This is a genomic window from Streptomyces sp. NBC_01431, assembly GCF_036231355.1.
Lineage (GTDB): Bacteria > Actinomycetota > Actinomycetes > Streptomycetales > Streptomycetaceae > Streptomyces.
Map to the genome: position 1 here is coordinate 2,182,988 of NZ_CP109496.1, position 14,400 is coordinate 2,197,387.

13 protein-coding genes are annotated in these 14,400 nt (G+C 69.3%); 4 read left to right on the forward strand and 9 right to left on the reverse strand.

Annotated elements, in window-relative coordinates:
- Positions 1-69: 69 nt before the first annotated feature.
- Entirely contained in the window at positions 70-1,995 is a 1,926-nt protein-coding gene (locus OG522_RS10045) for a sensor histidine kinase (RefSeq protein ID WP_329462610.1), read from the forward strand.
- Complete coding sequence (locus tag OG522_RS10050) at positions 1,992-2,669, forward strand: DUF7342 family protein (RefSeq protein ID WP_329462611.1); 678 nt, start codon at positions 1,992-1,994, stop codon at positions 2,667-2,669. Before OG522_RS10045 ends, OG522_RS10050 begins: the two co-directional genes overlap by 4 nt.
- Positions 2,670-2,769: 100 nt before the next feature.
- Here OG522_RS10050 and OG522_RS10055 read toward each other — a convergent pair whose 3' ends face one another.
- From OG522_RS10055 to OG522_RS10065, 3 genes are all read right to left on the reverse strand, one after another.
- Positions 2,770-3,756 carry an ABC transporter substrate-binding protein gene (locus OG522_RS10055; RefSeq protein ID WP_329467529.1) on the reverse strand — a complete coding sequence of 329 codons (987 nt, stop codon included), beginning with the start codon at positions 3,754-3,756 and terminating at the stop codon, positions 2,770-2,772.
- 415 nt (positions 3,757-4,171) lie between these two features.
- Complete coding sequence (locus tag OG522_RS10060; protein WP_329462612.1) at positions 4,172-5,032, reverse strand: ABC transporter permease; 861 nt, start codon at positions 5,030-5,032, stop codon at positions 4,172-4,174.
- Positions 5,022-5,837 (reverse strand): ABC transporter ATP-binding protein, encoded by an 816-nt coding sequence (locus tag OG522_RS10065; protein WP_329462613.1) that lies wholly within the window; start codon positions 5,835-5,837, stop codon positions 5,022-5,024. The genes OG522_RS10060 and OG522_RS10065 overlap by 11 nt, the downstream gene beginning before the upstream one ends.
- 148 nt (positions 5,838-5,985) lie before the next feature.
- On the opposite strand from OG522_RS10065, the gene OG522_RS10070 reads away from it, so the two are divergent.
- The gene (locus tag OG522_RS10070) at positions 5,986-6,669 is read left to right on the forward strand and encodes a response regulator (protein ID WP_329462614.1); all 684 of its coding nucleotides are present in this window, start codon (positions 5,986-5,988) and stop codon (positions 6,667-6,669) included.
- An 84-nt stretch (positions 6,670-6,753) separates the two neighbouring features.
- On the opposite strand, the gene OG522_RS10075 is transcribed toward OG522_RS10070, so the two are convergent.
- The 6 genes from OG522_RS10075 to OG522_RS10100 form a co-directional block, all read right to left on the reverse strand.
- Positions 6,754-8,349, reverse strand: coding sequence for a solute symporter family protein (locus tag OG522_RS10075; protein ID WP_329467530.1), 1,596 nt, complete (start codon positions 8,347-8,349; stop codon positions 6,754-6,756).
- Positions 8,349-8,945: a DUF485 domain-containing protein gene (locus tag OG522_RS10080; RefSeq protein WP_329462615.1), complete on the reverse strand. Its 597-nt coding sequence runs from the start codon at positions 8,943-8,945 to the stop codon at positions 8,349-8,351. The genes OG522_RS10075 and OG522_RS10080 overlap by 1 nt, the downstream gene beginning before the upstream one ends.
- 98 nt (positions 8,946-9,043) lie before the next feature.
- Positions 9,044-9,739 (reverse strand): response regulator transcription factor, encoded by a 696-nt coding sequence (locus OG522_RS10085; RefSeq protein ID WP_329462616.1) that lies wholly within the window; start codon positions 9,737-9,739, stop codon positions 9,044-9,046.
- On the reverse strand, positions 9,736-10,926 hold the full coding sequence (locus tag OG522_RS10090) for a sensor histidine kinase (RefSeq protein WP_329462617.1): 1,191 nt from the start codon (positions 10,924-10,926) through the stop codon (positions 9,736-9,738). Before OG522_RS10090 ends, OG522_RS10085 begins: the two co-directional genes overlap by 4 nt.
- Positions 10,923-11,435 carry a DUF1453 domain-containing protein gene (locus OG522_RS10095; protein ID WP_329462618.1) on the reverse strand — a complete coding sequence of 171 codons (513 nt, stop codon included), beginning with the start codon at positions 11,433-11,435 and terminating at the stop codon, positions 10,923-10,925. Before OG522_RS10095 ends, OG522_RS10090 begins: the two co-directional genes overlap by 4 nt.
- 178 nt (positions 11,436-11,613) lie before the next feature.
- Entirely contained in the window at positions 11,614-13,734 is a 2,121-nt protein-coding gene (locus tag OG522_RS10100; RefSeq protein WP_329462619.1) for a DNA gyrase/topoisomerase IV subunit B, read from the reverse strand.
- A 434-nt stretch (positions 13,735-14,168) separates the two neighbouring features.
- Here OG522_RS10100 and OG522_RS10105 point away from each other — a divergent pair, with 434 nt between their 5' ends.
- Complete coding sequence (locus OG522_RS10105) at positions 14,169-14,399, forward strand: DUF7455 domain-containing protein (protein WP_053725523.1); 231 nt, start codon at positions 14,169-14,171, stop codon at positions 14,397-14,399.
- The last annotated feature ends 1 nt before the right edge of the window (position 14,400 follow it).

Here is a 14,400-nt window from a genome sequence, read left to right on the forward strand (position 1 = left end):
TCACGGAGACCGCACTGTGACCAGGAGGGGATTTCGGGAAGCTGCCACGGCCGTCTAACGTGCCTGGACATGACCGCCCCACCGACAGCCGCCGCCCCGCGACGCCTGCGGTTCGGCTGGCCGCAGCGCGTCTTCTCCCAGGTGCTGCTCATGCAGCTGGCCATCGCCGCCGGGGTCGCCGTCCTTGCCACCGGGCTCTTCCTCGCCCCGCTCAGCGCCCAGCTGGACGACCAGGCGATGCGGCGCGCGCTCGCCATCGCGGCGGCGACCGCCGCCCAGCCGTCCATCGCCGACGACCTGGTGGCCTCCCGGCCGGGCGTCGGCGGACCCGTACAGGTGGAGGCCGAGCGGATCAGGCGGGCGACGGGCGCCGAGTACGTGGTGATCATGGACACCCGGGGGGTGCGCTGGTCGCACCCCGATCCCGGGAAGGTCGGCCGGGTCGTCTCCACCGACCCGGACGACGTCCTGGCGGGCCGCGACGTCATGGAGATCGACAGCGGCACGCTCGGGCGCTCGGCCCGGGGCAAGGTGCCGCTGCGGGAAGCGAACGGCACGATCGTCGGCGCGGTGTCGGTGGGCATCGAGTACGACAGTGTGCGGGCCCGGCTCCTGAACGCCATCCCCGGCCTGCTCGCCTACGCCGGCGGCGCCCTCGCGGTGGGCGCGCTCGCCGCCTACATCATCGCCCGGCGCATCCAGAAGCAGACCCGTGACCTGGCTTTCTCCGATATCTCGGGGCTGCTCGCGGAGCGCGAGGCCATGCTGCACTCCATCCGTGAGGGTGTGGTCGCGCTCGACCGGAGCGGCCGTGTCCGGCTGCTCAACGACGAGGCGCAGCGACTGCTCGGCGTCGGGCCCGAGGCCCGGGGCCGGGCGCTTGACGAGGTGCTCGGGGCGGGGCGTACGACCGATGTGCTGGCCGGCCGGGTCGAAGGCACCGACCTCCTGACCGTACGCGGCCACCGCGTTCTGGTCGCCAACCGGATGCCCACCGATGACGGGGGCGCCGTCGCCACGCTCCGCGACCGCACGGAACTGGAGCGCCTGGGCCGCGAGCTGGACTCGACGCGCGGCCTGATCGACGCCCTGCGCGCCCAGGACCACGAGCACGCCAACCGGCTGCACACCTTGCTCGGTCTGCTCGAACTTGAGCTGCACGAGGAGGCCGCCGAGTTCATCACCGAGGTCGTCGGAGTGCACCGGACCACCGCGGAACAGGTCACCGAGAAGGTCAGGGACCCGCTGCTCGCGGCGGTCCTGGTCGGCAAGGCGACGGTCGCCGCCGAGCGCGCGGTCGCGCTCAGCCTGTCCCCCGCCACGCTGCTGCCGGACCGGCTCGTCGATCCGCGCGGCCTGGTCACGGTCGCCGGCAACCTGGTCGACAACGCGCTGGACGCGACGGCCGGCTCGCCTGGTGCCGCGGTCGAGGTGGAACTCCGCGCCGAGGGCCGCACGGTCGTCCTGCGCGTCCGCGACACCGGACCCGGAATCCCCATGGAGCAGCGCGAGTTGGTCTTCACCGAGGGCTGGTCGACCAAGGAGGCGCCCGCGCACGGCAAGCGGGGCCTCGGCCTCGCACTGGTCCGCCGGTTCGCGGAACGGATGGGCGGCTGCGCGACGGTCGACGCGGGGCCGGGCGGCGGCGCCGAGTTCACGGTGATCCTGCCGGACGCGCTGAGCGAGGCACTGGCCGAACTGCCGGGCGTGGACGTGCCCCCGGCTCAAGAGGCTGGCGTGCGGGAGGGGCCGGGTCGCGAACCGGGCATGAACGCAGCACCGGGTCACGACCCGGGCGTGAGTGCAGCGCCGACTCACGAACCGGGCATGAACGAGGCACGAGGTCGTGAACCGGGCGTGCGCGACGCACCTGGTCGCGAACCAAGCGTGAGCGACGCGCCGCCTCCCCAACCCGGCATGAACGAAGCACCAGATCACGAACCCGATGTGAGCGACGCGCACGCTCAGGAGACCGCAGCGGAGGGGACACGATGATCGACGTACTCGTCGTGGACGACGATTCGCGGGTCGCCGACATCAATGCGGCGTACACCCGGAAAGTTCCCGGATTCCGGGTGGTGGCCCAGGCGCATTCGGCCGCCGAAGCGCTCGCGCGGGTCGCCGAGCAGCCGGTGGACCTTGTACTGCTCGACCACTATCTGCCGGACGAGAACGGGCTCGCGTTCGTACGGGAACTGCGCAGACTCGGCCACCACACCGACGTGATCATGGTGACCGCGGCGCGGGATGTGGCCACCGTCCAGGCGGCGATGCGTCAGGGAGCGCTCCAGTACCTGGTGAAACCGTTCACCTTCGTTGGGCTGCGCACCAAACTTGAGGCGTACGCCGCACTGCGCCGCACCCTGGACGGCGGCGGGGAGGCCGAACAGGCGGAGGTGGACCGGATCTTCGGCGCGCTGTCGGTGCCGACCGAGTCCGACCTCCCCAAGGGCCACTCCCCCACCACCGCCGACCTGCTGCGCAAGGTGCTGAAGGCGGCCGAAGGCCCGCTCTCGGCGCAGGAGATCGCGGAGCGGGCCGGGGTGAGCCGTCAGACGGCCCAGCGGTATCTGAAACTGCTCGAACGGGCGGGTCGGGTGCGGCTCGGCCTCCGCTACGGAGAGACCGGCCGCCCCGAGCACCGCTACGCGTGGACCACCTCGCCGTGAGGGCCACGGCCCCCGGACGGGGTGCAGCTACGGGGCGTTGGGCTAGAGGCTCGGGGCGAGAGGATTCCGGGTTCGGAGTTCGGGGCGACGGGGTGCGGGGCTAAGAGGCCTTCTTCACGAACTCCGTCGTGTAGGTCTGGGACAGATCGACCTTGGCTGACTTGAGGTTCGGATTGAACGCCTTAAGTACCTTCTCGACCGTTTCGGGGCCGTTTTCCGGCATGACGCCATCCTTGGTGAACATCGGCAGCGTGCTCTTGATCGACTGCGTGTACAGCGCCTTGCCGCCCTTCGCGTAGTCCGCGGGCATCTTCGCCGCGATCTCGTCCGCGCCGTGCGTGGACATCCACTTCAGCGTCTTCACGAAGGCGTTGACCAGTTTCTGCACCGTCTGCTGGTGGCTCTTCACCCAGTCCGTGTTCATGTAGAGGCTGGAGGAGGGGTAGGGGCCGCCGAGCGCCTGCTGCGAGCCCTCGGGCGTCCGCATGTCGATCAGGACCTTGCCGAGCTTCTGGTCCAGGATTCCGGCGACCGTCGGGTCGGTGGTCATGCCGCCCTGGATGGACCCCTGCTTCAGCGCGGCGATGAACGTCTGCCCCGCGCCCACCGCGACCGGAGTGAACTCACTCGTCTTCACACCGTCCCGCACCGCGAGGTACTTGGTGAGGAAGTCCGTCGAGGAGCCGAGCCCGGTGACCCCCAGCTTCTTGCCCTTGAAGTCCTTGGGCGAACCGATGCTGCCCGCGGCCTGGTTGGAGACGATCTCCACCTCGCCGGGCGCGTGCGAGAACTGCACCACCGACTCCACCTTCTTGCCCTTGACCTGGAGATCGAGCGTGTGGTCGTAGAAGCCGACGGCACCCTGGACATCGCCGGAGATCAGCGCGGTCTCGGCCTGCACCCCGGCGGGCTCGGTGAGCAACTCCACGTCCAGGCCCTCGGCCTTGAAGTAGCCGAGCTGCTGGGTCAGCATCGCGGGCAGGTAGATCACCTTGTCGAGGCCGCCGACCATCACCTTGACCTTGGCCTGCCCGGACGCGCTCTTGGCGTCCCCGGCGGAGCCGCCGCCGCACGCGGAGAGCGTCATGAGCAGGGCGACACAAAGCCCGCCCGCGAAGAAGGCCGACGGCGCACCGCGGAGGCTGCGCGTGGTGAGGTGACGGTAACTGGTCTGTGATATACGGGAGTTGTGGTTGCTGCGCATGATCATCACGTCCCTGTGATCAATGGTCTGGTACGGGGATGGGGCGCGCGGCGCCGTCAGCGCTCGGGCCGCGCAGCGCCCGGCCCGTCCGTGCTCGGGGCCGCCGACGCACGGGTTGGGCAACGCTCGGGTTCGTCAGCGCCCGGCTTCGTCAGCGGCGCTCGGGCTCGTCAGCCCCCGGGTTCGGCAACGCACGGGCTCGTCGGCGCTCGGGCTCGGCAACGCACGGGCTCGTCGGCGCTCGGGTTCGGCAACGCACGGGCTCGTCGGCGCTCGGGCTCGAAGGCGCTCGGGCTCGTCAGCGCTCGGAGCCGGGCTCGGCGGGGCGCCAGCGGAACAGCCGTCGTTCGGCGAAGGTGAGCAGTCCCTCGGTGAGCAGGGCGACGACCGCGAGGATGGCCATCGCGGCATACACCCCGGCGGCGTTGAAGGTGCCCTGCGAGGCGGCGACCAGCAGGCCCAGGCCCTTGGTCGCGCCGATGTACTCGCCGACGATGGCTCCGATCAGCGCGAAGCCGAAGCTGACGTGGAGACTGGTGAAGATCCACGAGGTGGCGGAGGGGATGACCACCTGGAGGGTGACCCGCCGGTTGCTCGCGCCCAGGATGCGGGCGTTGTTCACCAGGTTGCGATCGACCTCGCGCGCGCCCTGGAAGGCGTTGAAGAAGACCGGGAAGAAGACCAGGACGACGGCAGAGGCGACCTTCGAGGCCGGGCCGAGTCCGAACCAGATCAGGAAGATCGGCGCGAGGACGATGCGCGGGATGGCGTTGAGGACCTTGATGTACGGGCCGAGGACATCGGCGAGGAAACGGATCCGGCCCAGTGTGATGCCGAGGACCACACCCGCGGCCACGCCCACGACCCAGCCGAGCAGCGCCTCGTAGAGCGTGTACCAGATCTGTTCCCAGAGCGATCCCTGCGCGGTGCCGTGCACGGCCCACTCCCGGATCTGGTCCCAAATCGCGGAAGGCATCGAGAAGTTGAACGGGTCGATGACCTGGGCGCGGGCCAGGATCTCCCAGAGTCCGACGACCAGGGCCAGGAGCAGGACCCGGGTGCCGTGGACGAGAAACCGGCGGTTGCGGGCGGCCCGCGCGCGGGCCTGGGTCCGCAGGCCGGGCTTGAGCGACGGCACGGCGATCGTGTCAGGCGACATCGGCGGCACCCCGCTCCCGGGTGATGCGGACCTCTTCGCCGAGGGTTTCCCAGATCTCCCGGTAGATCTCGATGAACCGGGGCTCCAGGCGCACCGATTCGACCTTGCGGGGGCGCGGCAGATCGATGTCGAAGATCCGCTTCACGGTGGCGGGCCCCGCCGTCATCACGACGACCCGGTCGGCCAGGGCGATGGACTCCTCCAGGTCGTGGGTGACGAACACGACGGAGGCTCCGGTACCGGACCACAGGTCGAGGAGTTCGTCCGACATCAGGGCCCTGGTCTGCACGTCGAGAGCCGAGAACGGCTCGTCCATCAGCAGGATCCGGGGGTCGTTGACGAAGGTGGCGGCCAGCGCGACGCGCTTGCGCTGCCCGCCCGAGAGCTGGTGCGGATAGCGGTCCTCGAAGGCCGCCAGGCCCACCCGGGCCAGCCATGCACGGGCCTGCTCCTTCGCCTCGGCCTTCGGTACGCCGCGAAAGCGCGGGCCGGCCATGACGTTGGAGAGCACCGTGCGCCAAGGAAAGACGGCATCCTGCTGAAAGACGAAACCGACCTTGTCGCCGATACCGTCGACAGGCTCCCCGGCCACCAGGACCTCGCCCTCGGTGGGCTCCTCCAGGCCGCTGACCAGGGTCAGGGTGGTCGATTTCCCGCAGCCCGTGGGGCCGACCACGGCCACGAACTCGCCCTGCCCTACGGTCAGATCGAGGTCTCGTACTGCGGTGTGCAACGCCCCCGACGGCGTACGGAACGCCTTACCGGCGCCCCTCAGCTCGATGGCTGCGATGGTGTCTGTATCCATGGAGCGGGACCGTAGATGTGACCCGCGCCATGGCGTCAGCCTTGTGGGCTCAAGACGCACTTCTGCGCGCAAACCCCTGTTGTGCTCGTTTTGCGCGCGATACAACTGCGGAGGTTCAGCGGGAAGGAAGCACCTTGAAGGAAGCGCCTTGATTGACGTCCTGGTCGTGGACGACGACTTCCGTGTCGCCGAGATCAACGCGGCATACGTCGGGAAGGTTCCCGGCTTCCGGGTCGCGGCGCGTGCGCACAGCGCTGCCCAGGCGCTGGCCACACTGGAACGCCACCGGATCGATCTCGTCCTGCTCGACCACTTCCTGCCCGACGAGACCGGGCTGTGCCTGGTCCGCCGGATGCGTCAGCTCGGCCACCACACCGATGTGATCATGGTGACGTCGGCGAGCGATGTCGCCACCGTCCAGGCCGCGATGCGCCATGGCGCCCTGCACTACCTGGTCAAGCCCTTCACCTTCGCCGGGCTGCGGGCCAAGCTCGACTCGTACGCGACGCTGCGCCGCACGGTGGACCGGGCCGCCGGAGCGGCCGGTGAGGAATCCGCCGGCCAGAACCAGGACCAGGTCGACCGGATCTTCGCGGCGCTGCGTACCGAGTTGCCCAGCCGCCACTCGGTGCCGACGGCGGAGCTGATCCGCGATGTGCTGCACGAGGCGGACCACCCCCTCTCGGCGCATGAGGTCGCTGACCGTACGGGTCTGAGCCGCTCCACGGCCCAGCGCTATCTACGCCTCCTCGAACAGTCCGGCCGCCTCCGCCTGACCCTGCGCTACGGCGAGACGGGCCGACCGGAACACCGGTACGCGTGGGCAGTGTGAACCCAGATGGTCGGCGGGCTGGGAAGTGAGGACTGAGGCTGGGCCGGGTTGAGCTGGGGCTGGGGACTGGGCCGGGCCGGGCCGCTATACCGCTCCCGCGCCCGTCAGTGCCCGCACCTCCGTCTCCGCGTGCTTGGCCTCGTCGGGGGCTTCGTGCGAGGTCACCGTGCCGAGCCAGCCCGCGAGAAAGCCCAGCGGGATGGAGACGAGGCCCGGGTTCTGCAGCGGGAAGAACTGGAAGTCCACCCTGGGGAACAGGGAGTCGGGGCTACCGGAGACCACGGGCGAGACCAGCACCAGGAACAGCGCCGGTACGAGCCCCCCGTACACCGACCACACCGCGCCCCGCGTCGTGAAGTTCCGCCAGAACAGGGAGTAGAGGAGCACCGGCAGGTTCGCGGAGGCGGCCACCGCGAAGGCCAGGCCGACCAGGAAGGCCACGTTGAGGTCGCGCGCCAGCAGCCCCAGGGCGATGGCTACCGCACCGATCCCCACCGCGGCGACCCGCGCGACCGCCACCTCGCTGCGCTGCTTGGCATGGCGGCGCCGCAGGGAGGCGTACAGATCGTGGGCCACGGACGCAGAGGATGCGAGGGTGATGCCCGCGACGACGGCAAGGATCGTGGCGAAGGCGATGGCGGCGACCACGGCGAAGAGAACCGTCCCGCCCGTCGAGCCCACACCGCCTCCCAGGTTGTAGGCGAGCAGAGCAACAGCCGTGTTCCCGGCGGGGTTTGACGCCTTCACCTCGGCCGAACCGACCACGGCCGCTGCGCCGAAGCCGAGCACGATGGTCATGAGGTAGAAACCGCCGATGAGAGCGATGGACCAGATGACCGAGCGGCGGGCGGCCCGCGCGGTCGGCACGGTGTAGAAGCGCGAGAGGATGTGCGGCAGTCCGGCCGTGCCGAGGACCAGGGCGAGCCCCAGGCTGATGAAGTCGAACCGCGCCGTCCAGTCCCCGCCGTACTTGAGGCCGGGTGAGAGGAACTCCTTTCCGTGGCCGCTGTGTTCGGCCGCCGTGTTCAGCAGCAGGTTGATGTCGCCGTGGAAGCGCAGCAGCACCATGACGACGAGGGCGATCGTTCCGGCCGTGAGCAGGACGGCCTTCACGATCTGGATCCAGGTGGTGGCCCGCATCCCGCCGAGCGACACATAGACCACCATCAGGGCACCGACCCCGATGACCGTCCAGCTCCGCGCGGCGTCGCTGGTGCCGCCCAGGAGCAGGGCGACCAGGCTGCCCGCGCCGACCATTTGTGCCACCAGATAGAGAACGGAAACGGTGACCGAAGAAGTTCCCGCCGCGATCCGCACCGGCCGCTCGTTCATCCGGGCGGCGACGACATCGGCCAGCGTGAACTTCCCGCAGTTGCGGACCAGTTCGGCGACCAGGAGCAGGACGACCAGCCAGGCGACGAGGAAACCGACGGAGTACAGCATTCCGTCGTAGCCGAAGAGGGCGATCAGTCCGGAGATGCCGAGGAAGGAGGCGGCCGACATGTAGTCGCCCGCGATGGCAAAACCATTCTCCAGGGGGGAGAAGAGCCGCCCGCCCGCATAGAACTCCTCGGCCGAGCCACGCCGGTTGCGGCTCACCCAGGTGGTGATGGCGAGTGTCGCCGCCACGAACGCGCTGAACAGCAGCAGCGCCAGAGTCTGTTGGTCTCCGCCGACGATCACTTGTTGGTCCCCCGTATCGTTCTCTGTCCGTTGATGCGCGAGGCTCGGCGGCCCCGCGCGGCCCGCCCGCTCTGCAGGGTCTGGGGCTGGGGCTGGGTCTGCAGGCCTTGTTGGTTCTGTTGGTTCTGTTGGTTCTGCTCGAATACGACCCAGCGCAGTTCCAGTGCGGCCCGGTCCCGCCGCAGCCGGGCATGGCGCGCGTAGGCCCAGGTCAGCAGGAAGGTGGAGAGGAACTGGGCGAGTCCGGCGACCATCGCCACATTGACCGCACCGGCCACGGGGCGGGCCATGAGGCCTGGGGCGGTGACCGCGGTGATCACATAGGCGAGGTACCAGGCGAAGAAGGCGAGAGCGGCCGGGACGACGAAGCTGCGGTAGCGGCGGCGCACCTCCTGGAAGGCGGCACTGCGGTGCACTTGGAGATAGATCTCGGCCGCGCTGAGAGGTCTGTCCTCCTCGTCGGCGGAATGCTGAACGGGAAAGGCGGCGGGCGCCGTCTCCCCGTCCGCCTCGCCCCACCCGGAGGCGAGGGCGTCATACCAGGGGTCGTGGATCCGCGCCGCCGCGGGATCACACCCTTCCTGCTTCTCCACCGAACAGTTCTCCTTGCCCACGGCCCCGTTCGGCCGCGTGCCCAAGGATGGGCAGGAGGAACTGGCAGCGGACTCCCCTACGCCCGCGCTTCACCCCATTAGGTGATGGAGCTTCCCGGTGGCTGAGCCAGCCCGTGGCGATAGGCATAGCGCATGGCCTGGGCCCGGTCGCGTACCCCGGTCTTGCCGAAGATGTTGTTGATGTGGGTTTTCACGGTGGCGGTGGAGATGTGCAGGGCCCGGGAGATCTCGGGGTTGGACATCCCCTCCGCGACCAGAGCGAGCACCTCGCTCTCGCGCGAGGTGAGCCCGTCGGGCGGCTCGGCCGGTGCGACGACGGAGGGCGGCGCGGTGACCCGCTCCAGAAGGCGCCGCTGCACGGAGGGGGCAAGGCCCGCCTGCCCGGCCAGCACGTCCTGTATCGCCTTGATGATCTCTTCGCCCCCGGCGTCCTTGGTGAGGTAGCCCCGGGCTCCGGCTCGCAGAGCTGCGAAGAGCGAGTCGTCGTCGGCGTAGGTCGTCAGGACCACCACCTCGGTGCCGGGGTGATCGGCGCGGATGCGGCGGGTGGCCTCAACACCGTCGCACCGCGGCATCCTCAGGTCCATCAGCACGATGTCCGGAGCCAGTTCGGCAGTGCGGGCGACGGCCTCCTCACCGTCGCGCGCGGACCCGACGACGTCGACGCCCGGCAGCAGCCCGAGCAGCATCACGATTCCTTCGCGCACCACGGACTGGTCGTCGGCGACGACCACCCTGATGTTCCCCTGTGCTCCGCTTGTGTTCCCCGTCATGCGGGCACCCTCAGTCTCACCACGAAGCCCTCCTCGTCCGGCCCGGCCTCCAGGGTGCCGCCGAGCAGTTCGGCGCGCTCCCTCATCCCCATCAGACCGTATCCGGAGCCACTGACAGCGAGTTCCTCGGCGGAGCCCCGGCCGCCCGAGTCCCGTACTTCCAAGGCCACTTCATGGGGCAGGTACTCAAGCCGTACCGCCACGGCCGCGCCCGGCGCGTGTTTGCGCACATTGGTCAGCGCCTCCTGCGCCACCCGTCGCACGGTCTGCGAGGCCTCCGCCGGCAGCGCCCGGCGCTCTCCCTCCACCTGGACCCGGGCGGCACAGGCAGCCCCGCTCCCGCCGCCCGGCCCCTCGACCAGGGTGTGCAGGAAGTCCTCGACCGGTGTCATCTCGCCGCGCAGCGCGGAGAGCGCCTGGCGGGTCTCGGCGAGCCCGTCCCTCGCCATGCCCCGGGCGGCCACGACCCGTTCCAGGATGCGGTCGCGGAACTCCCCGGCCGGCTCCCTCTCGATCAGCAGCCTGGCCGCTTCCAGGTGCACCAGTTGTGCCGAGAGGCTGTGGGCCAGCACGTCATGGATCTCGCGGGCGATCCTGGCCCGCTCTCCCAGCGCCGCCGACTGCGCCTCGGCGGCCCGCGCGGCCCTCTCCTGGGCGAGGAGGCGCAAGGCGGTGCCGCGTGCCTCGGCGTCGAGCCGCAGCACATATCCGGCGAGCCCGAGCCCTGCTGTGGTCACCACCGTGGTCAGCCAATTGTCGTGGTTGACCAGCGCGTACGCGCCGAGGGCCGCGACCGTGCATGGCACCGCGGCCGCCAGCGGAAGCCGTTCGAGCGCCGTCACCGCGCAACCGCACCACAAGATCAGCGCGAGCACGCCCCACCCCGTCGCCTTGGCGCCGGCGGCCGCGCCCATCACCAGCAGGAGGCTGAGCAGCGACGGCCAGAGCCGGTGCGCGTAGGTGAGACGGAAGAAGGTGCGGGCCAGCAGGGCGCAGCCCACCACGACGGCCACGCCCGCCGCCACGGTCCAGCCCCCGGCGCCCGTCCTGCCGGCGAAGGTGGACCACAGCAGCGCTCCGAACACCACCGCCCTGATGGACCGGGCGAGATTGCGTCTGGCAGGGGTCAGGTCCGCGCGCGAGAGGGCCTCACGCGAGGGCCAGCTGAGCCAGGCCTCCTGGTTCACACGCGGTCCTTCCACACCTGCGGGGCAGCGCCTTCGGCAGCAACACCGTACGACGCAAGGGCCGGCTGGGCCCGCCACATCAGGACGCCGCCGCGGACGAGGAGGGATGCGGCGAGGGCGACCAGGATGGCGCCGGTGCCCATGTGGATGCCGATCGCCGCGCCGAGGCCGGCGAGCCCCAGGCGAAGGGCGATGCCCGCGACCCAGACCCCGGCGGTGGCCTTGGTGCCCCGGCTCCACACCGTGCCGTCGGACTCGGTCCATATCCTCGTGGTCCAGGCCCAGCCGAGGCCCATGAGTACACCGGTCACGACTTCCGCGCCGAGCAGGGTGATGGACGCGGTGTGGTGGTGCGGGTCGATCAGTCCGCCGTCCTTCACCGCGAGGAACCCGAGCACGGCGGGAATGACCCACCAGCGCGAGCCCGTGAGCTGCTGCGGCTTGAACTGGCGGAACAGAACGAGTGCCGCCACCGCGACTGCGATCAGCACGTTGAAAAGCGCGGACATCGGGGCCTCCGGACGACGGGATCGAACTGCCTTGACGTCTTCGAAGGTACGGAAAAGGCCTGGTCGGACACATCGGCGCAGGGGTGGACCCCAGGTGGAGGTTCCCTCTCCACCCGTGGGTGGAGACGCCGAACGCCGGTCCGTGGAAGTCCGCGGACCGGCGTTCGGCGATGCTGGATCAGGCGTCGATGCGCGACCGGTCCAAGGTGGCCGCGGAGCTCGTGATGAACTCCTTGCGCGGCGCGACCTCGTTGCCCATCAACAGGTCGAAGACCTGCTCGGAAGCCTCCAGATCACCGATGTTGATCCGCCGCAGAGTGCGGTGACGCGGATCCATCGTGGTCTCCGCGAGCTGATCGGCATCCATCTCACCGAGGCCCTTGTAACGCTGGATGGCATCCTTGTAGCGCACCCCCTTGCGCTGGAACTCCAGCAGCGTGGTGCGCAGTTCGTTGTCTGAGTACGTGTACACGTACTTGTCCTGGCCCTTCTTGGGCTGGACCAGCTCGATCCGGTGCAGCGGCGGAACCGCGGCGAAGACCCGGCCAGCCTCCACCATCGGCCGCATGTAGCGCTGGAACAGGGTCAGCAGCAGAATGCGGATGTGCGCGCCGTCGACATCGGCGTCCACCAGCAGCACGATCTTTCCGTAGCGGGCCGCATCGATGTCGAAGGTCCGCCCCGAGCCCGCCCCTATGACCTGGATGATCGCGCCGCACTCGGCGTTCTTCAGCATGTCGGAGACCGACGCCTTCTGAACGTTGAGGATCTTTCCGCGGATCGGCAGCAACGCCTGGAACTCCGAATTGCGCGCGAGCTTGGCCGTGCCCAGCGCGGAGTCCCCCTCCACGATGAACAACTCGCTGCGCTCGACGTCGTCGCTGCGGCAGTCGGCCAGCTTGGCCGGCAGCGACGAGGACTCCAGCGCCGTCTTACGCCGCTGCGCCTCCTTGTGCTGACGCGCCGCGATACGGGTGCGGGCGGCCGCGACGATCTTCTCCATCACGGCGCGGGCCTGCTGCTTGTCGTCCCGCTTGGTGGACGTCAAAAAGGCCTTGAGCTCCCTGGCGACAACACCGGCGACGATCCGGTTGGCCGCGGACGTCCCCAGCACCTCCTTGGTCTGGCCCTCGAACTGCGGCTCCGCAAGACGGACCGTGACCACCGCGGTCAGCCCCTCCAGCGCGTCGTCCTTGACCACGTCGTCCTCGGCCACCCGCAGCAGCTTCGCCGAGCGCAGTACCTCGTTGACGGTCTTGGTCACCGAACGCTCGAAGCCCGACACGTGGGTGCCGCCCTTGGGGGTGGCGATGATGTTCACGAACGACTTGAGGTTGGTCTCGTACCCGGTGCCCCAGCGCAGCGCGATGTCCACGCCCAGCTCTCGGGTGACCTCGGTCGGCGTCATGTGACCCCGGTCGTCGAGGACCGGCACGGTCTCCTTGAACGTGCCCGAGCCGGACAGGCGCAGCACGTCGTTGACGGCCTTGTCCTGCGCCAGGTACTCGCAGAACTCGCTGATCCCGCCGTCGAACCGGAACGTCTCCTCGGTCTTGCCCTCACCGTCCAGACCACGCTCGTCCCGCACCACGATCGTGAGCCCCGGCACCAAAAACGCCGTCTGACGGGCACGCTGATGGAGATTCTCCAGGGAGAGCTTCGCGTCCTTCAGGAAGATCTGCCGATCGGCCCAGTAGCGGATGCGCGTGCCGGTGCGGTTCTTCGGCACCCGCTTGCCCTTGAGCAGCCCGCTCGACGGGTCAAAGGGGGCGTCGGGGCCCTGCTCGGTGAACATGCCCGGCGTGCCGCGGCGGAAGCTGATCGCATGCGTCGCGCTGTTGCGGTCGACCTCGACGTCGAGGCGGGCCGAGAGCGCGTTCACCACGGAGGCGCCCACACCGTGGAGGCCACCGGACGCGGCGTAGGAGCCGCCGCCGAACTTTCCGCCGGCGTGCAGTTTGGTCATGACGACCTCGACGCCCGAGAGCCCGGTCTTGGGCTCGACGTCGACCGGGATGCCCCGGCCGTTGTCACGGACCTCGACGGAGGCGTCATCGTGAAGGATCACTTCGATGTGGTCGCAGTAGCCGCCCAGGGCCTCGTCGACCGAGTTGTCGATGATTTCCCAGAGGCAGTGCATCAGGCCGCGGCTGTCCGTGGACCCGATGTACATGCCGGGCCGCTTGCGGACCGCTTCGAGGCCTTCGAGTACGAGCAGATGCCGAGCGGTGTAGTTGGAGCCGTCGCGGTCTGCCCCGCTCAGCAGCGCAGTGGACGGAACGGACGTCTCGGCGGTCACGCAGTTCGCTCCTCGCTGAATTTCAATTGCGCCCCTGGTGGGTAAGGGGTCGGCGTCGGTCGCCGGTCAGAGGGTACCGAGGCCTGGTAGAGCCGTTGTAACGCCACCCTCGCGAATCCTCATGCTAGTCCAGCATCGCAAACCTGTTCGATCCCTCGATGGGGTGATGCGGATATCACGTTCCCATCCGGGCATGAACCATTTAGGCTCCGGGCACGTCCTCATGAACAACCGGCAACCCCGCCGGGAGGGCCAACCAAGACAAGCAACGCGAAACCCGTAAAGCGAAGCAATACGGCTCATTCGCCGCCAACCGGCAGCAGACAGCCACCTTGACCAAGAAGTTTCGAGGAAAAGCCACGAGCGGGAACGTTTTCGGCCTGGTTGGATGTTGACCCTGGTACGACAGCTCGTCGAGCTAGAGAAGAGGCGACGTGACTACTGTTCTGACCCCCGCGAGCCCCCTGACGGCCGCCGATCGTTGCGACCGTTGCGGCGCACAGGCCTACCTTCGCGTAGTCCTGACCAGCGGCGGCGAGTTGCTCTTCTGCGCTCACCACGGACGCAAGTTCGAGCCGGAGCTGAAGAAGATCGCCGCTGACATACAGGACGAGACGGACCGCCTCACGGCGGTGCCCGAGTCCGCAGGCGACGAGGATCGCTGAC